Consider the following 26,440-nt stretch of genomic DNA (forward strand, 5'->3'; position numbering starts at 1 on the left):
ACAACACCAAAAGAAGACATACTGAAATCGGAAAAGTACCTCCAAATCAAATATTTTATCAAAAACAAATGGCTTCTTAGAAATTAAAAATATCTTTATCCTGTCCTAAGCATTGGGAGTATCATATCATACTCTAATTGAACTTTAATATAGTTTAATGAGAACAAACATTGTATTAAATTAATATCGAGCAGTTCTTTATAGCGAGTAATTTTTATCATTTTATCTACAGCTTCATTATAAAACAAAGTGTCTTTAAGGGGGGTAGGAAATGATGCTGACAACCAGTCTTTTTTAACTTTTTGAGCTAAAGCTGTAAATGAAATAAAAGTTAATAAAGTAATTAGTATTCCCATATTCTTTTAAGAATTAATTGAAAAAATTAAATCAAATATGAAGGTAAAGTTTTTTTGAGGTTTTGAATTTGTACTTTTAGAATCTGTTGTCAATTCTTTAGAATTCGATTTAAAAAATATATTATTTGTTTACAGGAATTACTTGTCAGGCAAGATTTTAGATGATTTATAACCAATAAAGAATTAGGGTGCTCTTTACTTAAAAAATCTTTACGAATAAATGAGAATGCTAATATCAAAATTTTAATGACTTTGTATATTGATTAGTTGATTAGAGGCTTCTAATCTAATAGTTGATCTTATAGATTTATTATAGTGTAATCATACAGATTCTGTTACTGATAGTGAGTGTAGAATGTACTAGTAAATTTTCTTTAGTTTTATTATTTAAAAATGTTAGTACACTACTTATTTTTACATTTAGTAAATATAATTTATCTAAACCTTATCAACGCCATAAAAGATTAGTTTTAAGGAGCTATTTATCAATTAAAGTGTTGTTTGATTTATTATTTATTATGTATGGTTAAAAAGATATATAAATCAGTTATGATGCAAAAAAAACCGCTTTTCTTGAAGAGAAAAGCGGTTTTTTTTATCAAAATTAAACAACTCCTAGTTTACTGCCGTAGGAGGGCATTGTATACAATCTAACGTCTAAGGTTTTCAAATATATATTTATTGCAATATACTTTGATAAGTTACGTGTGTTATATAAGTCTCAAGTTTTTATGAGAAACAGTATCCGTTTTCTGCGGCTACTTTATCTGCAATCTTAGTTCTTAGTGCTACTACATTAGGCTGATTCGCATACTTAGTGAAGCGTTTAAGTCCCATTAACATCATACGTTGTTCATCACCTTCTGCAAAAGAAACAATGGCTTCTTTTCCTTTTTTGATAACGATATCTACTGCATTATAAAGATATAACTGAGACATTGCTATTTGCACATCTTGAGAATCTTCACCAAAACGTTTTGCATTTTTTTCAGTACGCAAAATTGTAGATTCAGCCATATAGATTTCAATTAAAATATCAGAAGCAGCCATTAATAATTGTTGATGTTCTTCTAGCTTAGGACCAAATTTTTGCATAGCTGATCCAGCAACCATTAAGAACACTTTTTTAAGTTTTGCTACAATTTCTTTTTCTTCTGAGAATAAAACAGAGTAATCTGGCGTGTCAAAAGAAGGGATTCCAGTTAATTCATCCGCTACTTTCATGGCAGGAGCAAGTAAATCTACATGACCTTTCATTGCTTTTTTTACAAGCATTCCTACGGCAAGCATACGGTTGATCTCATTAGTACCTTCATAGATACGTGAGATACGTGCATCTCTCCATGCAGATTCCATAGGTGTATCCGCAGAGAATCCCATTCCTCCAAAAATTTGTACTCCTTCATCTGCAGTATTTTGCACATCCTCAGAAACAGCTACTTTTAAAATAGAACATTCGATTGCATATTCTTCTACACCTTTTAATTCTGCTTCCTGATGAGAGTTTCCTTCAGCATGACGAATAGCAATTCTATCTTCTATGTTTTTTGCAGCACGGTAACTAGCAGCTTCATCAGCATAGGTATTAGTTGCCATCTCAGCAATTTTAGCCTTTATAGCGCCAAAGTTCATAATAGGAGTTTTAAACTGAATACGCTCATTAGCATATTTAGCTGCTTCACCTATTACTCTACGTTGCGCATCTAAACAAGCTGCTGCTAATTTAATACGTCCTACGTTTAATGCATTCATTGCAATTTTAAATCCATTGCCTCTTTCTGATAGCATATTCTCTACAGGTACTTTGGTATCACTAAAGAATACCTGACGAGTAGAGGAGGAGTGAATTCCGAGTTTCTTTTCTTCATCACCTAATGAGATACCATTATCAGCATCATTTTCTACAATAAAACCAGTAATGTTTTTATCATCACCGATACGTGCAAAAACTATAAATACACTACAAAATCCAGCATTAGAAATCCACATTTTCTGACCAGAGATAAGATAATGAGTGCCGTCATCAGATAAAACAGCTTTTGTTTTACCAGAATTAGCATCAGATCCTGCACCAGGTTCTGTTAAACAGTATGCTCCAAACCATTCTCCGGTAGCTAGTTTAGGTACATATTTTTTCTTTTGTTCTTCCGTTCCGTATAGGGTAATCGGCATGGTACCAATCCCAGTATGTGCTCCAAATGCAGTACTAAAAGATCCAGTAGCACCAGAAATATAATCACAAACTAACATGGTAGATACAAATCCCATTCCAAGACCATCATATGCCTCTGGAACAGCTACACCAAGTAGTCCGAGTTCTCCTGCTTTGCGCATACATTCTTCTGTATATGCATAATCTTTCTTTTCAAATCGCTCCCAGTGTGCCCAAAGTTCGCGATCTACAAATTCCTTAGTACTATCACGCATCATTTTCTGCTCTTCAGAAAAATCCTCCATAGTAAATACGTCTTCACATTTAGTTTCTTTGACAAGGAACTGACCTCCTCTAAGGATATCTTTATTTATTGTTTCTGTACTCATCTTATTAGTTTTAGAAGTTAGTGTTGAGTAATGAGACGTGTCTTAATTGCATCCTCCTATCTCATATCTCAATGCTATTAATTAATTTAAAAATTCAAAAATTCCAGCTGCTCCTTGTCCGGTTCCTACACACATGGTTACCATGCCATATTTTCCTTTCATATCGCGCTTACGCATTTCATCAAATAGTTGCACTGATAATTTACCACCTGTACATCCCAGAGGATGACCCAGAGCGATTGCACCACCATTTACATTCACAATATCCTGATTAAGATTCAGCTCTCTCATAACTGCTAAAGATTGAGAAGCAAAAGCCTCATTAAGCTCAATTAATTCGATATCATCCTGTTTTAACCCTGCTTGCTTTAATGCTTTAGGGATAGCTTTTACCGGTCCAATACCCATAATTCTAGGTTCTACGCCTGCTGCGGCATAATTCACAAGTCTGGCAACAGGTTCCAGATTTAATTCTTTCACCATATCTTCACTCATAATCATTACAAAGGCAGCTCCGTCGCTCATTTGTGATGAGTTACCAGCTGTTACACTACCACCCATTTCAAAAACAGGTCTTAATTTAGCTAAGACCTCTTTACTGGTTCCTGCACGAGGACCTTCATCCTTTGTTACGGTATATGATTTAGTTGCTTTTTTTCCATTCTCATCTACATAAATCTGTTCTACATCTATAGGTACAATCTGATCTTGAAAACGATTTTCTGCTTGTGCCTTTAAAGCTTTCATATGAGAATTATAAGCAAATTCATCCTGATCCTCACGTGAAACATTGAATTGATGCGCTACAGCTTCTGCTGTATTACCCATACCCCAATAATAATCTTCATGTCCGGATTTTGCTAAGTCATAATTTAACTCAGTCTTGTATCCTGTCATTGGTACAGAGCTCATACTTTCTGCTCCACCTGCGATAATACAATCAGCCATTCCAGCTTGAATTTTTGCAGTAGCAATACCGATTGTTTCTATCCCTGAAGAACAAAATCTATTAACCGTTACTCCAGGAACATCTACAGAGTCTAATCCCATTAGAGAAATTAAACGAGCCATATTTAATCCTTGCGAACCTTCTGGCATCGCATTTCCTACAATTACATCATCAATTCGTTTTTTATCAAACTCAGGAAGTTCCTTCATCATATGTTCGATAGTTTCTGCAGCTAACTCATCTGCTCTTTTAAATCTGAACACACCACGAGGAGCTTTCCCTACGGCTGTTCTGTATGCTTTTACTATATATGCTGTTTTCATAATTTTAAGTTATAAAATTGATTCAAGAATCAAGAGACAAGATTCAGAACGTTATGGATCTAATCTGTCGATGAAATTTGAAATTTTCTTTTGTAATATGTTTACCTGATTTTCAAGGGAATCAAACAATCCCTCTGAAATATATTCTTGACGCAGGGACACAATTAATTGTATTTCCCTTTCAAAAGCAGAACCTAAGCTATCTTCTAAAAATTTTATAAAATGCTTATTTGTTCTTTTACTTGTTCCTTCAGATATATTTGAAGCTATTGAAACGGAGCATCTATTTAATTGACTACGTAAACCAAATTTTTCATAATCTGGAAATGTGGAAGTAAGCTTATAAGTTTCATTAATAAAGTTCATGCTTTCAGTCCAAATTTGTAGTTTTTTAAAATTATATCTTTTCATTAGTCTTGATTCTTGACTCCTGTTTCTAGTCTCAATAAAATATTAATTACGTAACGGTTTTCCTTTTTTAAGCATATGCTCGATACGCTCTAACGTTTTGCGTTCGGTACATAAAGATAAAAAAGCTTCGCGTTCTAAGTCTAATAGATATTGTTCTGATACCAGTGTAGGTTCTGATAAATCTCCACCTGCCATTACATATCCAAGTTTGTTTGCTATTTTATGATCGTGTTCAGAAATATATTTACTCGCTTCCATAGAGTCTGTACCAACTAAGAACATACCTAGTGCCTGTTTACCAAGTACTTTAATATCTTTTCTTTTTACAGGTTGCGTATATCCTTGCTCAGCAATTAATTTAGCATGTGCTTTTGCAGTAGCGATCTGTCGATCTTTATTAACCACAACGATATCCTTTCCTTTTTGTAATAAGTTAGTGTCAAACGCTTCATATGCAGAAGTAGAAACTTTAGCCATACCAATGGTTAAAAAGTGTTCTTGCAATACATTTAATTCTACATCATCTTTCTTGAAAAGATCTGCTGCTCGTAGCGCCATCTCTTTAGATCCACCACCACCGGGGATTACGCCAACTCCAAACTCTACTAATCCCATATAAGTTTCTGCAGCAGCAACAACTTTATCAGCATGAAGTGAAATTTCACATCCACCTCCCAGTGCCATACCGTGAGGAGCAGCAATAGTAGGAATTGCAGAATAACGCATACGCATCATAGAGTCCTGAAAATATTTAACCGCCATATTGAGTTCATCATATTCCTGCTCTACGGCCATCATAAAGATCATACCAATATTAGCTCCTACAGAAAAATTAGCAGCTTGGTTACCAACGACTAACCCCTGAAAATCTTTCTCAGCAATATCAATTGCTTTATTTAATCCAGCAAGAACGTCACCACCTATCGTATTCATCTTACTTTGGAATTCTAAATTTAAAATACCATCACCTAGATCTTCTACAACAACGCCGCTATTTTTAAAAACTTCAGATGACTTACGGATATTATCTAAAATGATAAATGCATCTTGTCCCGGAACTTTTACTTGTTCTTTTTTAGGAATATCATAATAATAGGTCGCTCCATCTCTTACAGTATAAAAAGAAGTGTTTCCTGAACTGATCATATCATTAACCCAGGCAGCCGGTTCATATCCTTCCGCCTTCATCATTTCAATTCCTTTTTCTACTCCAATAGCATCCCAGATCTGAAAAGGACCATGTTCCCATCCAAAACCAGCTTTCATGGCATCGTCAATCTTGTAAAGATCTTCTGTAATTTCAGGAATACGATTGGATACGTATGCAAATAATGCCGCAAAACTTTTACGATAAAATTCGCCTGCTTTATCTTTTCCCGCAACCAATACTTTAAAACGATCTACTACCTTATCGATAGTTTTTGTCATTTCCAGTGTTGTAAAAGAAGCTCTTTTCTTTTCTCTGTATTCTAAAGTGTCTAAGTCTAATGAAAGGATTTCTTTCTTTCCTTCTGGAGAAACGTGTTTTTTATAAAACCCTTGTTGAGTCTTACTTCCTAACCATTTATTCTCCATCATCGTATTAATGAAAGCAGGAAGTTTAAATAATTCGTGGCGTTCATCATCAGGACAATTATCAGCAATACCATTAGCAACATGTACTAACGTATCTAACCCTACGACATCAACCGTACGGAAAGTAGCGGATTTTGGACGTCCAATAACCGGACCTGATAATTTATCCACCTCTTCAATTGTTAATCCCATATCTTTTACCATATGAAATAAGCTCATAATACTGAAAATACCAATTCTGTTTCCAATAAAGGCAGGGGTGTCTTTAGCAACTACGGATGTTTTTCCTAAGTATTGCTCTCCATATCCATTAAGGAATTCAAGTACTTCAGTCGAAGTATTTGGTCCAGGAATGATTTCAAATAATTTTAAGTATCGGGCAGGATTAAAGAAGTGAGTTCCGCAGAAGTGTTTCTGGAAATCTTCACTTCTTCCTTCATTCATGAATTTAATAGGAATTCCCGAAGTGTTAGAAGTAATTAATGTTCCCGGTGTTCTGTGCTTTTCCAGGTTTTCAAAAACTAATTTTTTGATATCCAGTCTCTCTACAACAACTTCAATAATCCAGTCTACATCTGCTACTTTGGCAATATCATCTTCCAGGTTTCCTGTAGTGATGCGACTTGCAAATTTTTGACTGTAAATAGGAGAGGGTTTGGATTTAAGTGCAGCAGTTAGTGAATCATTTACTAAGCGATTACGTACTGCTTTGTCTTTAAGGGTAAGACCTTTTGCTTTTTCCTTGTCGTTTAGTTCTCTGGGAACTATATCTAATAATAATACTTCGACGCCAATATTAGCGAAATGACATGCAATACCTGATCCCATTATTCCTGAGCCAACGACTGCAACTTTTTTAATGATTCTTTTCATTTTTTAAGTTCGGGTTATTAAGATGTTATAGATTCTTTGTTTGTGTAAATTTTCTTGGACGAAATTAATTCGTTTATCGTTTGGAATACTTCTAAGAAGACATCCAGTTTCTCTTGCGGCACATGCTTTCTCACAGCGAGGTCAAATGAAAAAACGACTTCTTTAGAAAAATTTCTCATTTCTACACCAAAAGGAGTAAGATAGACAAGAACTCCGCGTCCGTCCTGAGGATTTTTTTTTCTATAAATGAGTCCTTTTTCTTCCATTGTTTTTAATGTACGGGATAAACTGGTGGCTTCCATACCCATTTTTGGGCCTAAAGAAGTTGATGGAGCTCCATTTTCTGGGTCTATACTTAACAAAGCAAATCCCGTTGCCATGGTACTCCCTTTTTTACTTGCCTCTTCATTATACATTTTAGCAACTGCCATCCACGTAGCACGAAGTGCATAATCGATCGTTTTTTCTCTCATTCAGAAAATTTATTATAAATGTAAATGTAAGAAAAATTTATTATGCACGCATAATAAATTACATAAAAAAATGTGAAATGTTGAAGTAATTTACGTTTTTCTATTGAATTAATAAAAAAACCCTTCATAAAATGAAGGGTTTACCGATTTCCTGTTAAGGTTGCATTATCATCTTGCAATCAGTGAATTGAATTAGCCATAAATTTTACTGTATAAATCTTGATATTTTGCTTTAATAACTTTTCGCTTTAATTTCATGGTAGGTGTAAGGTGTTCAGCTTCAATACTCCACTCATCTGCGGTAAGCTCAAATCTTTTAATACGCTCCCATTTTCCAAATTTTTCATTGTGTTCTGTTACTTCCTCTTGTATCCTGTCAATAACTTTTTGATTACTGATCATTTCTTCATTGGAGCTACCGATATCCAGACCTTTACGTTTTGCCCAATCTCTTGTAAACTCATAATTGGGTTGGATAAAAGCTGCTGGCATTTTTTCTCCATCACCAATAACCATGATTTGTTCGATAAAACGAGACTGTTTCATCGTATTTTCTATTAATTGTGGTGCTACATATTTACCTCCGGAAGTTTTGAACATTTCTTTTTTACGATCAGTAATTCGTAAAAATCCTTCAGAATCAATTTCTCCAATATCCCCTGTATGAAAATAACCATCTTTGAGTACTTCACTTGATTTTTGTTCATCCTTATAATATCCCATCATAACCTGAGGGCCTTTTACAAGAATTTCTCCATCTTCAGCAATCTTCACTTCTGTTTCCGGGATCAGCTTGCCTACAGTTCCTATTTTAAATCCAAAATTTCTAACGTCATTTACCGATATTACTGGTGAGGTTTCTGTAAGACCATAACCTTCCATAACATTTATACCTGCAGCATTAAAAACTCGGGCCAATCTAGGTTGCAGGGCTGCACTTCCTGAGGCAATTACTCTTAAGTTGCCACCTAATGCTTCTTGCCATTTGCTAAATATTAATTTTTTTGCAATCCCTAGCTTTTTTTCATACCACCATCCATTAGCTCCATAGGGTTCATATTTTAGTCCCAGGTCTACAGACCAAAAGAATAATTTCTTTTTAATTCCTGTAAGATCCGCTCCTTTCGCAATTATTTTATCGTATACCTTTTCTAATAATCGCGGTACTGCGGTCATTACCTCTGGTTTCACTTCTTTTAAGTTATCACTTATTGTTTCTAGTGATTCTGCAAAGTAAATCCCAAAACCTCTGTATTGATAAAGATATAGAAGCATTCGTTCATAAATATGACATACAGGTAGAAAGCTTAATGCTTTTGCTTCACCTGGCATTTCAGGAAAACGACCCGAGCTGTTGAGTGCATTACTAACAATGTTTTTGTGACTTAGCATGACACCTTTTGGTCTTCCCGTAGTACCTGATGTATATATTAAGGTAGCAAGATCATCTTCTTTTACAGATGCCATTAATTGTTCTACTTCATTCTGGTTACTATCATCCTTTCCTAATTCTAATACTTTGTTCCAACTATCGCAGCCTTCTATATCATTAAAACAATATACTCCTTTCAACGTAGGTACGTTTTTCTCGATATTTCTGACTTTTTCTAATACTTCTTTATCAGAAACAAAGCAATAAGTAGATTCAGAATGATTTAAAACATACTCATAATCTTCTTCAGAAATAGTGGGATAGATGGGGACGTCTTGTGCTGCGATTTGTAAAATCCCAATATCAGTAATATTCCATTCTGTTCTATTATTAGTTGAAATAATAGCTACCTTGTCATTTGGTTTTACTCCTAATCTTAATAGACCACGACTGATTTGATTTGCTTTTTCTACATATTCTTTTGTAGAGGTGGCAATCCATTTTCCATCATACTTAGTGATTAGCGCTTTTTCTAAGTTATGCTTCTCCAATTGATAATGAGGAAAATCAAATAATCTAGTTATTGTATTCATAGGTTGTTTTCAGATAAATGTTTAGTACTTTCTTGCTATATTTCTTTCTATCATAAGAGAGAAAGTTTCCCAATAAGTAATTATATCACGTTTTTCTATAACCATTTCAGGCTGAATAAGTGCTAAAAATTACTGTTTATGCTTGGTATATTTTACTATACCAGTAAGTGTTTTAAAAATATTATGCGCGCATAGCTTTGCAAATTATAAAAATTATTAGAATGCACAACTGTAATATATAAAAAAAGGAGTTATTTATTGATAATTCTTTATTATTTTGTGAATAAATTCGAAAATTGATTTTAATCTAGAGTTAAAATTAAATTAGTAATTATTATTTAAATGGCAGAATAATTACTTCTTTTCAATCCACAATCTTGCATTAACAAAAGCCTCTATCCAAGGAGATACTTCGTCTTGCCTTCCTTTTGGGTAATGAGCCCAGTTCCATTGAAACGTAGAGCGTTCGATATGCGGCATCATGACTAAATGTCTACCTGTTACATCACTCATCATAGCCGTGTTGTAATCAGAGCCATTAGGATTGGCGGGATAAGTATCATATCCATATTTTGCTACAATGTTATATTGATTTTCTGTAAGAGGAAGGTTAAACTTTCCTTCGCCGTGAGAAATCCAAACACCTAATGTACTTCCTGCTAAGGTTGATAACATTACTGAATTATTTTCTTGTATTTTAACTGATGTAAACCCACTTTCATGTTTATGAGAATCATTATGAAGCATGTTACCATGAACTTTGTGTTCTGGGTTGATGACTCCTAGCTCCATAAACAATTGACAACCATTACAGATTCCTACAGAAAGTGTGTCTTCTCTTTTAAAGAAGTTCTTTAAGGCAGTATTTGCTTTTTCATTATATAAAAATGCACCAGCCCAACCTTTGGCAGATCCTAATACATCACTGTTAGAGAACCCTCCGACGGCTCCAATAAACTGAATATCTTCTAGCGTCTCACGACCAGAAATTAAATCCGTCATGTGAACGTCCTTTACATCAAAACCTGCAAGATACATAGCATTCGCCATCTCTCGTTCAGAATTACTTCCTTTTTCACGAATAATTGCTGCTTTTGGTCTTGGTTTCGTTATGTCGACCACCGGTTTTTTTCCTGTAAATTGTTCAGGGAAGGTATATTGCAATGGTTGCTTAGCAAAATTCTCAAACCGATCCGTTGCAAGATTATTTGCTGTTTGTTTTTGATCTAAAAGATAGGATGTTTTAAACCAGGTGTTTCTTACGTTTTCTATAGTAAAGGCATAGGTGTCGTTTCTATGTGTAAGTTTTAACTCTGCTTTTTCTGAAACCTTCCCAATGTTATAAAATTGTATTTTATTTTTAGTAAGTAACGCTTCTATGTCAGCTCCGGCAGCGCTTTGAAATACGATGCCTGAGTTTTCTGCAAATAATAACTTTATTATGTCTTCTTCGTCTATTTTAGTTAAATCGAGTGTTGCGCCCAGATTAATATCCGCAAAACACAACTCTAATAAAGTAGTAATAAGCCCGCCAGATGCTACATCGTGTCCGGCAACAATTTTGTTTTCTCTAATTAATTGTTGAATGGTATTAAAAGTATCTTTAAAATTTTCAGAATTTTTAATGGTAGGTGCTTCTGTGCCTATTTTATTAAGTATCTGCGCAAATGAAGACCCTCCTAATTTATAAGTGTCTTGTGATAGATTGATATAGTAAATGTCACCACCATCTTTTTGTAATACCGGTTCTACAACCTTATTAATTTCATTACAATTTGCTGCAGCAGAAATAATAACAGTTCCCGGAGAAATTACTTCTCCATCTGGATATTTTTGTTTCATGGATAAGGAATCCTTGCCCGTTGGGACATTAATTCCTAAATCAATAGCAAAATCTGAAATTGCTTTTACTGCTTTATATAACCTAGCATCTTCACCTTCATTTTTACAAGGCCACATCCAGTTGGCAGATAAAGAGATAGAAGCTAATCCTTCTTTTAAGGGTGCCCAAACGATGTTAGTTAATGCTTCTGCAATTGAGTTTTTACTTCCAGCCTCAGGGTCAATCAAACCAGAGATAGGGGAGTGACCAATTGAAGTTGCAATTCCCTCTGTAGATATATAGTCTAATGCCATGACTCCACAATTATTTAATGGTAATTGTAGTGGACCCACACATTGTTGTTTTGCAACTTTTCCACCCACACATCGATCCACTTTATTTGTCAACCAATCTTTACATGCTACCGCTTCTAGCTGAAGGATTTGATCAAGATACTTGTGTATATTGTCTTTACTATATGATAATTGATCGTAGTTGCGTTCTACTGTTTTATCATTCATTATTGTTTTTGGAGAACTCCCAAACATATCTTCTAATGCTAAATCCATTGGTTTATCACCTTTAGTTTTAGACTCAAATGAAAAACGATCATCGCCAGTTACATCTCCTACTTGATACATAGGGGAGCGCTCACGATCTGCAATTTGTTGTAAAGTATTAACATCTTTTTGTGCGATGACCAGTCCCATACGTTCCTGGGATTCATTCCCGATAATTTCCTTTGCAGAAAGGGTAGGGTCTCCAACGGGTAATTTGTCTAAATCAATTTTACCACCAGTATCTTCTACTAATTCAGAAAGACAATTGAGATGTCCTCCAGCTCCATGATCATGAATAGAAACGATAGTATTGATATCACTTTCTACCATTCCACGTATGGCATTTGCGGCACGTTTTTGCATCTCAGGATTAGAACGCTGGATAGCATTCAATTCTATCCCACTATTAAATTCTCCCGTGTCTGCGGATGAAACGGCAGCTCCACCCATGCCAATACGATAGTTTTCTCCTCCCAGGATGATAATTTTATCTCCGGTAGCTGGTTTATCCTTGATAGCTTGCTCTGCTTTACCATATCCAATTCCACCAGCTTGCATGATCACTTTGTCAAAACCAAGTTTACGCGCGTCTTCTTTATGTTCAAAAGTCAAGACTGATCCTGTAATGAGTGGTTGTCCAAATTTATTTCCAAAATCAGAGGCTCCATTAGATGCCTTGATTAATATATCCATAGGAGTTTGATACAGCCATTTTCTTTCGTTCATAGTTTGCTCCCAAGGTCGATTTTCTTGTAGTCGAGAATAGGAAGTCATATATACTGCGGTTCCTGCTAATGGTAAGGATCCTTTTCCTCCTGCGAGTCGATCTCTGATTTCTCCACCGGCACCCGTAGCTGCTCCATTAAATGGTTCTACAGTTGTAGGGAAATTATGAGTTTCTGCTTTTATTGAAATTACACTTTCGAATTCTTTTTCCTGATAAAAATCTGGTTTCTCAGCGCTTTTTGGTGCGAATTGAGTTGCTTTTGGGCCTTTTATAAAAGCTACATTGTCTTTATAAGCAGAAACAATATCATTAGGATGCGTTTCTGAAGTCTTTCGGATTAATTTAAAAAGTGATGTAGGTTGTTCTTCTCCATCAATAATAAAGGTGCCATTAAATATTTTATGTCTGCAATGCTCAGAGTTCACTTGAGAGAAGCCGAATACCTCAGAATCAGTTAGTTTTCTACCGATCTTTTTAGCAACATTTTCCAGATATTCAATCTCTTCAAGGTTTAATGCTAACCCTTCTTTCTCGTTATATGCTGCAATATCATCAATTTCAAGTATTGCTTCTGGTTGAATATCAAAAGTGTATATTTCCTGATTAAGTTTAGTATATTTTTGTGAAAGCATCGGATCAAAATCGATAAAACTTTCCGACACGTTTTTAAACTCTTCTATTCTTATGATTCCTTCGATCCCCATGTTCTGAGTAATCTCTACGGCATTTGTGCTCCAGGGAGTAATCATGGCAGCACGTGGACCAATAAAAAAAGCGTCAATAGACGCCGTTGATATTTTGGGTTGGTTACCAAATAACCATACTAACTTTTCATTATTTTCTGCTGAGATTTCAGTAGCGGTTTGTACTGCAAATACTTTCTCTTTTGGGTTTCCGAAGAAGTGGATCATGCTCCGTGACTTTGTGTTGATTTATTAAGCTGCAAATTTACTCTTTTTCATAAAAAAAAGCGACCGAAGTCGCTTTTTAATATCACGTATTATTTATAAGTCTTATTTTACGATCAACTTCTTTGTAATAAGTTGCGAACCGGATGTTATATTTACGAGTAAAATTCCTTTAGGAAGGTTAGTTAATTCTATAGAATCATTTGTAGTTGGGATATTAGTGGTGCTAAAAACTCTTTTCCCTATAAGATTATAAATTTCCAGACTTTCAATATTTTGATTCTCTACAAATTGAATTTCTACATTTCCGTTAGATGGATTAGGAAAAACTGTAAAACGTGTATCATCACTAAAAGAAGGAGTATTTAGTAGCTCTTGCTTCTCAATTAATTTGAAACTGTCAATAGTCCACCTTGTAGGTGATCCATTTGAGTAATATCTGAAAGCTACATAAACTGTTCCTGTAATACTACTCACATCAACTTGATCAAAAAAGATTTCTTTTTCTTCACTATCGCTAAAATCTGTAGGTATGGAAATATTAGGAACGTTAGTCCAGGTTGCAATGGATGGATCTCCTGATCCTGTATAGTCAGAAGAATATATTAATTCTAGTGGAGTTGACCCGAATCTATAATCTAAGTACAGGCTTAATAGTTCAGTATTAGTAGCATCAAAATCGTAGCTATTTACTGATATCAACCAATCTCTACTAGCTACATCTTCTCTGAAACCATTCATTTGATAAGACCCCGTATCATCTTGTCCAAAACTATCTTCGCACACCCAGTTTTTATCACTTGCTTCGTTAAAAGCAAAAAAGCTATCACCTACGGTTGTACAATCATTAAAGTCTTCTTCAAAAATAATGTTATTAACAGTTGTTGTTCCTTGTATAACTTCTGAAAGTTCAGAAGTGTTTCCTGAAGTGTCCCGTGCTAAAACATTTATATCATAGGTTGTTTCTGATGACAGTCCAGTAATGGTATATAAGGTATTACTAGTCGTGCTATTATAGCTATTATCAATATAAATATCATAATTAAGAATTCCTACATTATCAGTAGAAGCGACCCAGGAAATATCAATACTAGTTGCTTCTTCTGTAACGATAGCCAGATCAGTAGGTACAGAAGGTGCTTCTGTGTCAGGAGGTGTAACTGTCCATATCATCTCTACATATTCTGGATGACTAATAAATGGATTTGCATTTCCCTGAAAATTATAAGCAGCTTCATTTCTGTCTAGTTCTCTTTGAGAAACTGGATCAGCATTATGCCAAGATATTAAAAGGTTAATGAACCAGCTTTCGTAAAACTCAGCAGTAGACCCATCCATTGGATTATTTTCTGCTGTGTGGGGATCCCATTCTCCACTTCCATCCACAGCAGCTTCCAGTGCTTCATCCTCGTAGCGAGTTGCAAAGTACAGTAAACATCGTGCAATGTCTCCTTTAAACTCATCAATTGGTTCAAAAACAGTTCCAACATATCCAGGATACCCATTAGTTCCAACCTTAGAACCGTTAGTAAAGGTTTCTGTGGCGGTAGCTACAATACCAAAAGGAAAATTACTTCTGCCTCCGTTTACTTCTCCATCAGAAGGTACTACGTGATGTACATCAGAGCGCATGGGTGATGCGCTATCAAAAAAGCCTTGTGGAAATAAATGTTCTCTGTTATAACAATCCCCTTCTGCAGAAAACCCTGTACTGCCACATGCATCTCCTGGATCCGTACCACCATTAGTATCATGCGCATAAGAATAAGAATCAGCTCCCGCTGGATTTTCTGAGTACATATCCAATACAGTATTATCCATCTCGTAATAATTGTCATTGTCTGTAGTTAGATAAGCAGTATACAGTGCTCCATATCCTTGATCGATATGTCCATTAGAGATAATGTTTTTTAATTCTGTTTTAAGACTAAAGCCACTTAATCCATCTGCACTATCATAGTAATCGGTTGGGATTTGACTAAATCCAAAATAATATGCACCAAGTGTAATAAAAAGTAATCGAGTTTTCATTGTAAAAATAATGTTGAGTTATATGAAAAATTTAAAATTTTAACTGGTCTTAAGAGTTTTATTTCAAATAATTTTAAGTTCCACCGATTTAATGAAAAAATAGTATTTGACTTGATATACTATATTTTCTTCTCTAATAATGCCATATAAAATCCATCAAATCCTGATTCTGAGCATAATATTTTTTTATCTTTTGCAAATGTAAATTCTTTTCCTATATCAGATGTTAAGAAATCTTTAACCTGGTTTTGATTTTCAGAGGGTAAGATAGAACAAGTGGCATATACTAATGTACCTCCTGGTTTTACCATTTTGGCATAGTTTTCTAATATCTGGGCTTGTGTTTCTCTTATTTTATCTAAAAATTCTGGTTGTAACTTCCATTTGGCATCAGGATTACGGCTTAATACGCCTAATCCGCTACATGGTGCATCTATTAATACACGATCTGCTTTGCCATGCAATTTCTTAATATCTTTTGTGCTTTCTATAACTCGGGGTTCTATATTATGTGCTCCTGCACGACGTGCTCTTCTTTTTAATTCCTTCAGTTTGTTTTGATATAGATCCATGGCAATAATTTGCCCTTTGTTTTTCATTAAAGCTGCAAGGTGTAAAGTTTTCCCTCCAGCACCGGCGCAGGTATCAATGACACGTTCACCTGGTTTTGGGTCTAAAAATTTAGCTACTAATTGAGAAGAACCGTCCTGAACTTCAAAAAAACCATTTTTAAAAGCTTCTGTAGAGAAGACATTGGCTCTTTCTATTAATTGCAGCGCATCAGGATATCCCTTTATAAATTCTGTATCGATTTTTTCATCTTCAAGTATGCTTCTTAGCTTATCTCTGGTTATTTTTAGAGAATTAGCTCTTAGTACAACAGGTGCTTGCTTATTTAATGCGCTGATCTCTTTATCCCATTGAGCACCCAATTCTTTTTCTCCTATGGCATCCATCCAATCCGGAATAGATTCACGAAATTTTCTGATCGTACTCAGTTCATCAAAACGTCCTTTGATACGACGGGTAGGAGTAGTGCCTATTTGTTTCCAATCAGGAAGTGTAATCCCTCTTAGCGTTGCCCATACCGCAAATATTCTCCATAGATTTTCTCTGGAATACGGTTGTCTTACTTCTGCAATTTCTGCATAAAGACGTTTCCAACGTACAATTTCGTAAGTGGTTTCTGCGACAAAACCTCGATCTCTGGAGCCCCATCTTTTATCTCTTTTAAGTAATTTCTGAACCACCTTATCTGCATAAGCTCCTTCATTAAATATTTCGTGTAATCCATCAATTACAGCAAAAACCAGATTTCTATGTAAACGCATCCTTATTTTTTTTTAGGGGATGCAAAGGTAATCCTTTGCTTTAGAATAGTGTTATATTTGATTTAAAAATATTGGATATGAGATTTTTACTATTATTGATCGTTGTCTTTTTGTTTTTTAATTCATCTAAGAAGCATATGATTTCTAAATATCATTTTTCTGATGTAATTATTGAACCTATTTTAGAAGACTCAATCAATATTCGTGCAATTGAAGTAGATACTGATTTTATGATGTATGCAGGTAGTGAAGGTAAATATGGATATTATAAAATAAAGAAAGGTTTCCAATTCGAAAAGAGAAATATAGAGAATATTAGTTATGAAGATAAAGTCCCAAACTACAGGGCTATAGCATCTAATGCTACGAATTTTTTTATCCTAAGTGTTGAATCTCCAGCGTTATTATATATGATTAATAAGAAATCGGGTAAAGCTACCTTGGTTTATAAAGAAGATCACGAAAAAGTTTTTTATGATTCCATGATATTCTGGAATGATAAAGAAGGAATAGCCATGGGTGATCCTACAGATACTTGTTTGTCAATAATCAGCACACGGGATGGTGGAGAAAGCTGGAATAAAATTTCTTGTGATGATTTACCAGAAACAAAAGAAGGAGAAGCTGCATTTGCTGCAAGTAATAGTAATATTGCAGTTGTAGGTGATAAAACATGGATGATTTCTGGAGGAATGAAATCCAGAGTATTTTATTCTCCCAATAAAGGAAAAACGTGGAAGGTTTTTGAAACGCCATTAACTCAAGGTACATCTACTACCGGGGGCTATTCTATTGATTTTTATGATGAGAAAAATGGTGTGATTTATGGTGGGGATTATACAAAACCAGAGATGAATGATAAAAATAAAGCCATAACTACAGATGGAGGCATTACTTGGCATTTAGTGGCGAGCGGGAGTGGAGCAGGTTATAAAAGTTGTGTACGTTATATTCCGAATAGTAAAAATCAAGGTATGATAGCTGTCGGCTCTTCTGGAATATCCGTTTCTCATAATAATGGAACTAGCTGGAAAAACATTAGCGATACAGGTTTTTATACAATTAGATTTCTATCCGATACTATTGCGATTGCAGCAGGTAAGAATAGAATAGCAAAAATTACATTTATTAAATAGCTATTGTCCTCTATTTCTATCACGTAGTTGTTTTAATAGGCGTCTGTTAAAATCACTCTCTGTCTTGAGTAATTTTATAATTTTGTTTTGAGGGATTATTGATTTTAGCTTCTTAATTAACTTTTCTTTAGCTAGAAATCGTTGTTCTTCAATATCTAAATAAATATTTATTAACTTTTCTGCCTCTGTATCGTTTATGTTATCGAGACTTTCTGTTTCTTTCATTATCTTTAAAGAAGAACGCTCTTGTTTTCTAAGAGACTCCATGCTATTATGGTGTTCATTATAAACTGGCCAAAACTTTTGAGCCTCAGTACTGGTTAGATTTAATTGCTCTGTGATATATGCAATTTTAAATGTTCTAATTCTTTCTCTGGAACCGCTTTTTTGGGCGCAGGAGATATTGATGGCGCCAAGTATTACTAGTAAGAGTATTATTTTTTTCATTTTTTTCATTCTTAAATTTCATAAACTAGACATTATTCTATCAAAAAGGATATCACTAAGAATTATTGATTTAATAAGCGCTAGATTTGCGAAGTTTTAATTTATTGTTCAATACTAATTATTTCATTTTCTAATTGTTCATCAGATAAATAATCTAATAACACTTCATCACTTATATCGGTGTCATTAAAAACATCGGTTAAGTTAGTTTCTGTATCTAATAATGACGCAATATCTATTTCACTAAATTGTGTTTCATCATTGTCAAAATAGCTTTCTATATCAGCTACTGCAATATCATTAAAGTCCAGGGATTTAGTTTCAGTTGGTGTAGTGAAAACAGAAAAAATAATTACTATTGTAGCTGCTACAGCTACGACAGATAAAAGTCTTTTTCTGGAAAATAAAGAGATTACTTTAGATTCCTTATTATGCTCTTTTTTGGAACTAGTTGTTTTTTCTAAAATTAGTTTTTCAACATTTTCGAAATAATTTTCTGGAACAGATAGTCCATTTTTTAGGTTCTCAGATAGCGTTAGTTCTTCATTATTTAACCTGCTCAAAAGTTTATCATCAAAATCATTAAAATAGTTACCAGGAACCTTGAAATTATTTTTGGATTCCTCAGGTAAACTGGATGAGCTGATTTCTAATTGCCCTTTTACTTTGTCAAAAAGTTTTTCTTCAAATTGATCAAAGTAATCTGTTGGAGTTTTAAACCCTGTTTTGTCGATATGTTTGTTATTTGTTTTCACTATATGTAAGACAATTTAAATAGATAAAGGTTTAATTAGCTTTTAAAAATGCCTCTATTTTTTTTGAGGCTAAATGATAAGAAGCTTTTAGTGCTCCTTCACTTGTTTCTAAAATTTCTGATATTTCTTGATATTTTAATTCCTGAAAATATTTCATATTGAATACCTGTTGCTGTTTTGGAGGTAAGGTTGCAATTGCTTTTTGTAGTTTTAGTTGTATCTCATCTCCTTCAAAATAAACATCAGATTCTAGATTGTCTATAAGTTGCTGTTTCAATTCTTCATTACTAATATTAAATTTTTTTGCTCTTTTGTTTAAGAAGGTAATTGATTCATTTGTTGCTATTCGATACATCCATGAGTATAGTTTACTCTCTCCTTTAAATTTTTGTATATTTTTATACACTTTGATAAATACATTTTGCAAAACATCATCTGCATCATTATGGTTTTTTACCATATTTCTTATATGCCAATATAAGCGTTCCTTGTACAAGGTGACAAGTTCCGTAAACGCAGCATTTATATTGACATCGTTTTGTAATGCTATTAGTAATTTTTTTTCGTCTTCTGTATTCAAAGGGTAAAAGATTAGATTTAAGTTTGACATAGCTAATATACTGCTATATACAGTAAGACTAATATTAAATAAAAAGGTTTAGTTAATTTTAATTTTTTTTGTAGGAATTTAGTAGGAAAAATAACTAAAACAAGATTATTTGCATTTTTTTAAAGATAAAAAGCATGAAATGTTTGGTTAATATAAAATAAGATGTATCTTTACCACGTGATAAAGATATAATTGCTTTTACTTCCCCCAAGGTGAAAGTTTTTAAAAAGTGAGTTTTAATTTTAGATGAAGTCTTAAATTAAGATGATTTGTGTGAAGAAAAAGAGTGCGGAGGCACTCTTTTTTGTTTTTAATAGTTTTTATGAATTGTTTTTTTAGAATACTAAGCGTATTTATTCTTTTAGTACTATCCAACTAAAATATTTTCAGAAACTTTTTTAGAAAGTACTGTGAGTACTCCTTCTATTTCAACTTTCATCGAATTGTCATAAGAAATTTTTTCTTCTAACATTATTTCAGTTCCTATTTGGATTTTAAGTGTTTCCAGGTAATTTAAAAATTCTTTGGACGTATCACTTACTGCCAAAACAGTGCATATGGATCCTTGTGGAAGTAGAGAAAGTTTTTTCGTTTCTCTTCTAGGTAAGATTCCCTTATGATCAGGAATAGGATCCCCGTGAGGATCATATTTAGGATACCCTAAAAATTTATCTATTTTTTCTATTAGTTTTTTAGATTGTACATGTTCCAACTGCTCGGCAACATCGTGTACTTCATCCCATTCGAATTCAAGTTTAGTGCATAAAAATGTTTCCCAAAGGCGGTGCTTACGTATGATAGTCAATCCAATTGCCTCTCCATGATCTGTTAAAGTGATTTTCTTATACTTTTCATGATAAACCAATTTCTTCTCTTTTAACCGTTTCAGCATTTCATTGACAGTAGAGGGCTTTACATCCAAGAAGGATGCAAGCTCATTGGTGCCTACGCCTTCCTTTTGTGTCATTGCTCTATCTTTTGAAGAAAGATGGAGTAGTGCTTTGATATAATTTTCTTCGACTAATGTTAACATAAAATCAAAATTACAAAAATTATTATAATATATTTGTTAGTATATGCTAACTTTGTTAGTTTTGCTTTTATAACTTAGAATTTAGTATGAGTTTCAATTATCTGTTTTTATTATGTTTATGTATAGTTTCATCAATGTGGTCACAAACTGGTACTATAGAGGGAGTGGTCACTTTTAATAAAAAAAAGGAACCATATGTTAATGTATATTTGTCTGGTACTAATGTTGGTACAGCAACTAATGAGGATGGTAGATTTGAACTTACTAATATTCCAGAGGGTTCGTATACTTTGATCGTATCGTCATTAGGATTTAAAGTGCAAAAAAAAAGAGTAACTGTTGATGAAGGCACTTCTTATACATTTGATTTTCAATTAGAGGCAGATAACAATAATTTAGAAGAAGTTGTGATTTCTGGTACGATGAAACCTGTTAGCAAATTAGAAAGTACTGTTCCTGTGGAGGTTTATTCTAAATCATTTTTCAAAAAGAATCCCACACCCTCTGTTTTTGAATCATTGCAGAATGTAAATGGAGTACGACCGCAACTTAATTGTAATGTGTGTAATACAGGTGATATTCATATAAATGGATTAGAAGGTCCTTATACTTTTGTACTTATTGATGGGATGCCTATTGTGAGTGGTCTTTCTACTGTATATGGCTTAACAGGTATACCACAGTCACTTATAGAACGAGTTGAAATTGTAAAAGGACCTGCATCAACGTTATACGGTTCTGAAGCTGTAGGAGGGATTATTAATATTATAACCAAAAAGCCTTCTAGCGCACCAGAAACAGCTGTAGAAAGTTTTGTTAGTTCCTGGGGAGAAGCAAATGTGGATCTGGGGTTACGATATGCATTAGGGGATAAAATACAAGGATTACTAGGAGTAAATTATTTTAATTTTCAAAATAAAATAGATAATAATAATGATGGTTTTACTGATCTAACCCTTCAAAACCGTATTTCTGTTTTTAATAAATTAAATTTTGACAGAAAAAATAATAAAGTATTTACAGTAGCAGGTCGATACGTATACGAGGATCGTTGGGGCGGTGATATGAGATGGAATAGTCGTTTTAGAGGAGGTGATGAGATATATGGAGAAAGTATTTATACCAGTAGGTGGGAAACCTTTGGTACCTATCAGTTACCTCTGGAAGAAAATATTAATTTTCAGTTTAGTGCTAATGGGCATATACAAAATTCATTTTACGGAACAGATTCTTATAACGCAGATCAGTATATAGGTTTTGGACAATTTACCTGGAACAAACCTATTGGAGAACGTCATGATCTTTTAGTAGGTGCTGCTTACCGCTACACTTATTATGACGATAATACCTTTGCTACAGCAGCATCAGATGGTATAACTAATAATGCTTCTATTACACATTTACCAGGACTTTTTGTACAAGATGAAATACGTCTTGCAGATCAACATAAACTTCTATTAGGAGCTCGGTATGATTATAATAGTATTCACGGTACTATTTTTTCACCTCGTCTTAATTATAAATGGAACTCAAAAGATAAAAGTGACGCACTACGCTTTAGCGCTGGAAATGGTTTTAGGGTTGCTAATGTATTTACAGAAGACCATGCTGCACTAACAGGAGCGAGAGAAGTAGAATTTCAAGGAGAGTTACAACCAGAAACTTCGTGGAATGCTAATATTAATTATGTCAAAAAAATTACGACTCCTAATAATGTTTTTATTGGTATCGATGCCAGCGCATTTTATACGTATTTTGACAATAGAATTTTGCCCGATTATGAGACGGACCCTAATAAAATTATTTATGCCAACCTAGATGGTAAATCGATATCTCAGGGAGTATCCGTGAATACAGATATCGTATGGCAGAATGGATTTAAAGTGATAGCAGGTGCCACATTAATGGATGTCTCTGTAACCGAGAATGGAGAACGACGTAGACAATTACTTACAGAAAGTTTTAGTGGTGTTTGGAGTGTTTCTTATGTGTTTAAAAATATAGGACTTAGTGTTGATTATACAGGAAATGTGTATGGTCCTATGCGACTTCCGCTATTAAGTGATACTGATCCTAGAGATGCTTATTCACCTTGGTTTAGTGTCCAAAATATTCAACTAACTAAAAAAATGAGTAGAAATTGGGAATTGTATGGTGGTGTGAAAAACCTTTTAAACTTTACTCCGGCAGCTAATAGTATTGCAAGAGCTTTTGACCCTTTTGATAAAGAGGTTACTTTTGATCAGAATGGGCAAGCAGTAGCTACTCCAAACAATCCTAATGCACTAACTTTTGATCCAAGTTATGTATATGCTTCTAATCAAGGTATTCGAGGATTTCTGGGAGTACGATATACTGTATTTTAAATAATTCTGTAGTATGAAATATTATATGCTATTATTGCTAAGTATACTATCTTTTCTTTTGAAAGCTCAAGAGATAGACGACTTACATACATATACATTCCCAAAAGCAGAACAATTACAGTTAGAAGAAACACGACCTTACTTTGTTTTTATACATACCAACTGGTGTCGTTATTGTCATGGTATGAAAACCAACACTTTTTCTAATCCTGATGTGATTAAAGAGCTTAATAAAAAATTCTACTTTATTAAGCTGAATGGCGAAGCAAAAGAGGATATCGTTTTTTCTGGTCATACATTTAAATATATGGCTACCGGAGTACATACAGGTGTTCACCAACTAGCAGAAGCGTTAGGAAATATAGAAGGTACATTATCTTACCCAACTATTGTGATTCTTAATGCTAAGAATGAAATCATTTTTCAACATGATTCATTCATAAGTAGCAATGAACTATTACGTATATTAGAAAAAAGCTTTGAGTAATACCAATTCTATTTTTATTGTAGGTTTATATAGATTAAATAATTTTTTACTGGTTTAATTTTCTGATGAAGAAATAATAGAAACAGCATCGTAAATATTAGTCTAAATAAATTATAGGATTAGTATCAGTGTATTGTCTTTTAATTAATCAATTTGATTAAAAGATAATAGATCTTCATAAGCGGTATGAAATAGAATTCCCAAAATAAGCTCTTCAAAAAATACCAGTTTTTCTTCGTTGAGCTTAAAAATTATTTCTGCATGTTGTGTATTACACTTTATATTTTTACTTGATTGCTGACAATTACAGTTCTTATTTTGACATCCCTTCTGCGCAGAACGTATAGTGATGAGTAATCTTTTGATCTCATCTACATCCATTATAACTGCTATATCGCCTATAAGAAGTTGTATTTTGGAATTGAATATAGTATCATCATAACTATTCTTTATTATAAAAGCACTTCCTAAGCGATTATTATATAAAGGATCTAAAATATACATATGTAAAATTTTGGTTTATCAAATTTATCAAATTATTTTTATTTAGAATAAATAAAAATAATGTATTTTTGCTTTATATTTAATTCGCGTTTTTATGGAAAAGATAGCATTGTTTTATGGTTCGGATACAGGTTGTACTGATGATATAACTAAAGATTTTATAGCTCTTTGGGATCAGGACAATTTGGATGTTCGTGAAATCGGAGATGTAAAAAAGAGTGATTTTGATCAATTTGATCATTTCATTTTTGGATTATCAACTTGGTATGATGGAGATTTACAAAGTGACTGGGAATCATTTTTTGATGATTTTCAAGAGATTGATTTCACAAACAAAATAGTAGCTATTTATGGTCTGGGAGATCAGATAGGATATGGAGAATATTTTATTGATGGAGTAGGTATTCTGGCAAAAGTGGTATTAGAAAACGGAGGCGAGGTTATAGGGCATTGGCCATATGAAGGGTATAGGTTTACGGATTCTGTTGCAATGATTGAGGAAAAAGAAGGATATTTTTATGGACTTGCTATTGACAATGATAATGAATCTCAATTAAATGAAGAACGTCTTACCAAATGGATTCATCAGGTTAAAAAGGAATTACAGGTCTACAGATCACATAAAAATGTCTTAACCTAATACTTAGTTTCTAGTTTTTTTGCTTTAAAACGTAGGGAATTGAAGTGATATACTGTTTTGTGGTTGAATATGAATACTTATCATACAATAAATGTAACTGGATACTAATAAACATGAGCGCAATAGATCTGGACAAATTAGCACTACAATTAAAATGTCCTGTTGGTAATGAGGGCAAAGTTTTAGGAAAATTAATGAATGCTAGTAACAAGGGTATGATTACTAATTCCTTGTTAGCTATGTCTGTTAAAAATAAGCATAGAATTTTAGAAATTGGACCTGGTAATGGTGAACACCTCACTGATATTATGCGATTAGCTAATGGTTTACGTTATTTTGGTTTTGAGATATCAAAAACAATGACAGAAGAAGCGGTGCGGATCAATAAAAAGTATGTGAAATCCGGACGTGCATTATTTCAGCATTATAATGGCAATAAGATACCATATGTACTCAATTTTTTTGACAGAATTATTACAGTAAATACCATTTATTTTTGGGAGAAACCAGATGTGTTTTTGAAAGAAATTAATCGAGTACTAAAGCCAAAGGGACATTTTGTCCTAACTTTTGTTGATAAAAAATGTATGGAAGGATTACCTTTTGTAAATTCTGTTTTTTCATTATTTAATATTGATAAAGTAAGTCAACTAGCTATGGACTCGGGTTTTGAAATAATTGACATTAAAACTAAGACTGAATACGTGAGAAGTAAAACAGACGATCTTGTTCATAGAAAATATACTATTATGACTTTAGGAAAAAAAACTATTTCGCATCAGAGGAATACCTAAACCATACGAAAATCAATTCAAACATCTTTCTATGACTTTTGTGCTATGAGCATAAGTCTGCTACTATTTATGAAAGCAGTAATATTTCAGAAATATTTATGCTAGCCCTTGTAACTATCGCAAGTATATTTTTGATAAAGAATTTATTTATATGGAAAAATCAATAAAATACAGACCTATGTAGTACTATAGAATCTTTAGGAGGTATATGATTGTTAAAAAAAAAGTAGGTATCTCGCATTATTTTGTGAGATACCTACTTTTTTTAATTTACATAATTTACGCCATAGCGTTTTGTGGAGCCCAATGAGAACATAACATCTGTGGAGCTGCCTTTTGTGGATTTGCACAATCACTGGTTTCATATCGTAAACAAGTTACACAGTTACGATCATCTTTTAGTGCTGTTTTCATCTCAAAACTATCACACGTATAACTACTACTTACTTTTACTCCGTGTACTTTACAAGTACTGTTTTCCATTAAATTTTCACAGTTTTCACAACCGTTTCCTAACCGTATAGCCATAATATTATATTTTTAGATTTATATAAATATAAAAGTATTAGTCTTTATAGCTAGAAACAATATAAATAGGGGATGTAGGCTAGTTTGTATTTAGATTGTTTTAAAATAAACCAGAAATGTTAAACAAAAAACGGATACTTTTAAGTATCCGTTTCACTAATCCATACTTTTGATATGGCTAATTAAACAAAAAAAACAAAACTATAGTCTCATTATAAATATCTGATCTTTTCAATGCTCTTATAGCTATATAGTCTATTGAGTTTTATCTGAATTGTTTAGAGTTATAAGCGAA

Annotated in this window: 21 protein-coding genes; 5 read left to right on the forward strand and 16 right to left on the reverse strand. The window is 33.4% G+C overall.

Annotation, left to right across the window (positions count from 1 at the left end):
- Positions 1 to 95: 95 nt before the first annotated feature.
- The 10 genes from ABD816_RS16550 to ABD816_RS16595 all read right to left on the reverse strand — a co-directional run bounded on the left by ABD816_RS16550 (position 96) and on the right by ABD816_RS16595 (position 16,845).
- Positions 96 to 356 carry a hypothetical protein gene (locus ABD816_RS16550; protein WP_344929274.1) on the reverse strand — a complete coding sequence of 87 codons (261 nt, stop codon included), beginning with the start codon at positions 354 to 356 and terminating at the stop codon, positions 96 to 98.
- 729 nt (positions 357 to 1,085) lie between these two features.
- The gene (locus tag ABD816_RS16555) at positions 1,086 to 2,897 is read right to left on the reverse strand and encodes an acyl-CoA dehydrogenase family protein (RefSeq protein WP_344929277.1); all 1,812 of its coding nucleotides are present in this window, start codon (positions 2,895 to 2,897) and stop codon (positions 1,086 to 1,088) included.
- A gap of 81 nt (positions 2,898 to 2,978) precedes the next feature.
- Positions 2,979 to 4,169 (reverse strand): acetyl-CoA C-acyltransferase, encoded by a 1,191-nt coding sequence (locus tag ABD816_RS16560; RefSeq protein ID WP_344929278.1) that lies wholly within the window; start codon positions 4,167 to 4,169, stop codon positions 2,979 to 2,981.
- Between the two features lie 51 nt (positions 4,170 to 4,220).
- Positions 4,221 to 4,580: a four helix bundle protein gene (locus ABD816_RS16565; protein ID WP_344929279.1), complete on the reverse strand. Its 360-nt coding sequence runs from the start codon at positions 4,578 to 4,580 to the stop codon at positions 4,221 to 4,223.
- Between the two features lie 42 nt (positions 4,581 to 4,622).
- Positions 4,623 to 7,028, reverse strand: a complete 2,406-nt coding sequence (locus tag ABD816_RS16570; RefSeq protein WP_344929281.1) for a 3-hydroxyacyl-CoA dehydrogenase/enoyl-CoA hydratase family protein — start codon at positions 7,026 to 7,028, stop codon at positions 4,623 to 4,625.
- A gap of 17 nt (positions 7,029 to 7,045) precedes the next feature.
- Positions 7,046 to 7,501, reverse strand: a complete 456-nt coding sequence (locus tag ABD816_RS16575) for a MarR family winged helix-turn-helix transcriptional regulator (RefSeq protein ID WP_344929283.1) — start codon at positions 7,499 to 7,501, stop codon at positions 7,046 to 7,048.
- Between the two features lie 192 nt (positions 7,502 to 7,693).
- Complete coding sequence (locus ABD816_RS16580; RefSeq protein ID WP_344929286.1) at positions 7,694 to 9,466, reverse strand: AMP-dependent synthetase/ligase; 1,773 nt, start codon at positions 9,464 to 9,466, stop codon at positions 7,694 to 7,696.
- 354 nt (positions 9,467 to 9,820) lie between these two features.
- Entirely contained in the window at positions 9,821 to 13,486 is a 3,666-nt protein-coding gene (purL, locus tag ABD816_RS16585; RefSeq protein ID WP_344929288.1) for a phosphoribosylformylglycinamidine synthase, read from the reverse strand.
- Between the two features lie 102 nt (positions 13,487 to 13,588).
- Positions 13,589 to 15,514 carry an endonuclease gene (locus tag ABD816_RS16590; RefSeq protein ID WP_344929289.1) on the reverse strand — a complete coding sequence of 642 codons (1,926 nt, stop codon included), beginning with the start codon at positions 15,512 to 15,514 and terminating at the stop codon, positions 13,589 to 13,591.
- 119 nt (positions 15,515 to 15,633) lie between these two features.
- The gene (locus tag ABD816_RS16595) at positions 15,634 to 16,845 is read right to left on the reverse strand and encodes an RsmB/NOP family class I SAM-dependent RNA methyltransferase (protein ID WP_344929290.1); all 1,212 of its coding nucleotides are present in this window, start codon (positions 16,843 to 16,845) and stop codon (positions 15,634 to 15,636) included.
- Between the two features lie 77 nt (positions 16,846 to 16,922).
- On the opposite strand from ABD816_RS16595, the gene ABD816_RS16600 reads away from it, so the two are divergent.
- On the forward strand, positions 16,923 to 17,981 hold the full coding sequence (locus ABD816_RS16600) for a WD40/YVTN/BNR-like repeat-containing protein (protein ID WP_344929291.1): 1,059 nt from the start codon (positions 16,923 to 16,925) through the stop codon (positions 17,979 to 17,981).
- On the opposite strand, the gene ABD816_RS16605 is transcribed toward ABD816_RS16600, so the two are convergent.
- From ABD816_RS16605 to ABD816_RS16620, 4 genes are all read right to left on the reverse strand, one after another.
- Positions 17,982 to 18,428: a hypothetical protein gene (locus tag ABD816_RS16605; protein WP_344929292.1), complete on the reverse strand. Its 447-nt coding sequence runs from the start codon at positions 18,426 to 18,428 to the stop codon at positions 17,982 to 17,984. It lies immediately after the preceding gene.
- A gap of 101 nt (positions 18,429 to 18,529) precedes the next feature.
- Positions 18,530 to 19,183, reverse strand: coding sequence for a hypothetical protein (locus ABD816_RS16610; protein WP_344929294.1), 654 nt, complete (start codon positions 19,181 to 19,183; stop codon positions 18,530 to 18,532).
- Between the two features lie 31 nt (positions 19,184 to 19,214).
- On the reverse strand, positions 19,215 to 19,763 hold the full coding sequence (locus ABD816_RS16615) for an RNA polymerase sigma factor (protein WP_344929296.1): 549 nt from the start codon (positions 19,761 to 19,763) through the stop codon (positions 19,215 to 19,217).
- Between the two features lie 397 nt (positions 19,764 to 20,160).
- A complete protein-coding gene (locus ABD816_RS16620; protein WP_344929297.1) occupies positions 20,161 to 20,826 on the reverse strand; it encodes a metal-dependent transcriptional regulator in 666 nt (221 codons plus the stop codon).
- Positions 20,827 to 20,960: 134 nt separating this feature from the next.
- Between ABD816_RS16620 and ABD816_RS16625 the strand changes: the two genes are divergently transcribed.
- Together ABD816_RS16625 and ABD816_RS16630 are read left to right on the forward strand one after the other, a co-directional pair.
- A complete protein-coding gene (locus ABD816_RS16625) occupies positions 20,961 to 23,192 on the forward strand; it encodes a TonB-dependent receptor (protein ID WP_344929299.1) in 2,232 nt (743 codons plus the stop codon).
- A 13-nt stretch (positions 23,193 to 23,205) separates the two neighbouring features.
- Entirely contained in the window at positions 23,206 to 23,679 is a 474-nt protein-coding gene (locus tag ABD816_RS16630) for a thioredoxin family protein (RefSeq protein ID WP_344929300.1), read from the forward strand.
- 144 nt (positions 23,680 to 23,823) lie between these two features.
- On the opposite strand, the gene ABD816_RS16635 is transcribed toward ABD816_RS16630, so the two are convergent.
- Entirely contained in the window at positions 23,824 to 24,183 is a 360-nt protein-coding gene (locus tag ABD816_RS16635) for a hypothetical protein (protein ID WP_344929302.1), read from the reverse strand.
- A 94-nt stretch (positions 24,184 to 24,277) separates the two neighbouring features.
- On the opposite strand from ABD816_RS16635, the gene ABD816_RS16640 reads away from it, so the two are divergent.
- Together ABD816_RS16640 and ABD816_RS16645 are read left to right on the forward strand one after the other, a co-directional pair.
- Positions 24,278 to 24,823 (forward strand): flavodoxin, encoded by a 546-nt coding sequence (locus ABD816_RS16640; RefSeq protein ID WP_344929305.1) that lies wholly within the window; start codon positions 24,278 to 24,280, stop codon positions 24,821 to 24,823.
- A 113-nt stretch (positions 24,824 to 24,936) separates the two neighbouring features.
- The gene (locus ABD816_RS16645; protein ID WP_344929306.1) at positions 24,937 to 25,617 is read left to right on the forward strand and encodes a class I SAM-dependent methyltransferase; all 681 of its coding nucleotides are present in this window, start codon (positions 24,937 to 24,939) and stop codon (positions 25,615 to 25,617) included.
- A 279-nt stretch (positions 25,618 to 25,896) separates the two neighbouring features.
- Here ABD816_RS16645 and ABD816_RS16650 read toward each other — a convergent pair whose 3' ends face one another.
- A complete protein-coding gene (locus tag ABD816_RS16650) occupies positions 25,897 to 26,145 on the reverse strand; it encodes a hypothetical protein (protein WP_344929308.1) in 249 nt (82 codons plus the stop codon).
- Between the last annotated feature and the right edge of the window lie 295 nt (positions 26,146 to 26,440).

The sequence above is a fragment of the Aquimarina addita genome (assembly GCF_039539305.1).
Taxonomy (GTDB): domain Bacteria; phylum Bacteroidota; class Bacteroidia; order Flavobacteriales; family Flavobacteriaceae; genus Aquimarina; species Aquimarina addita.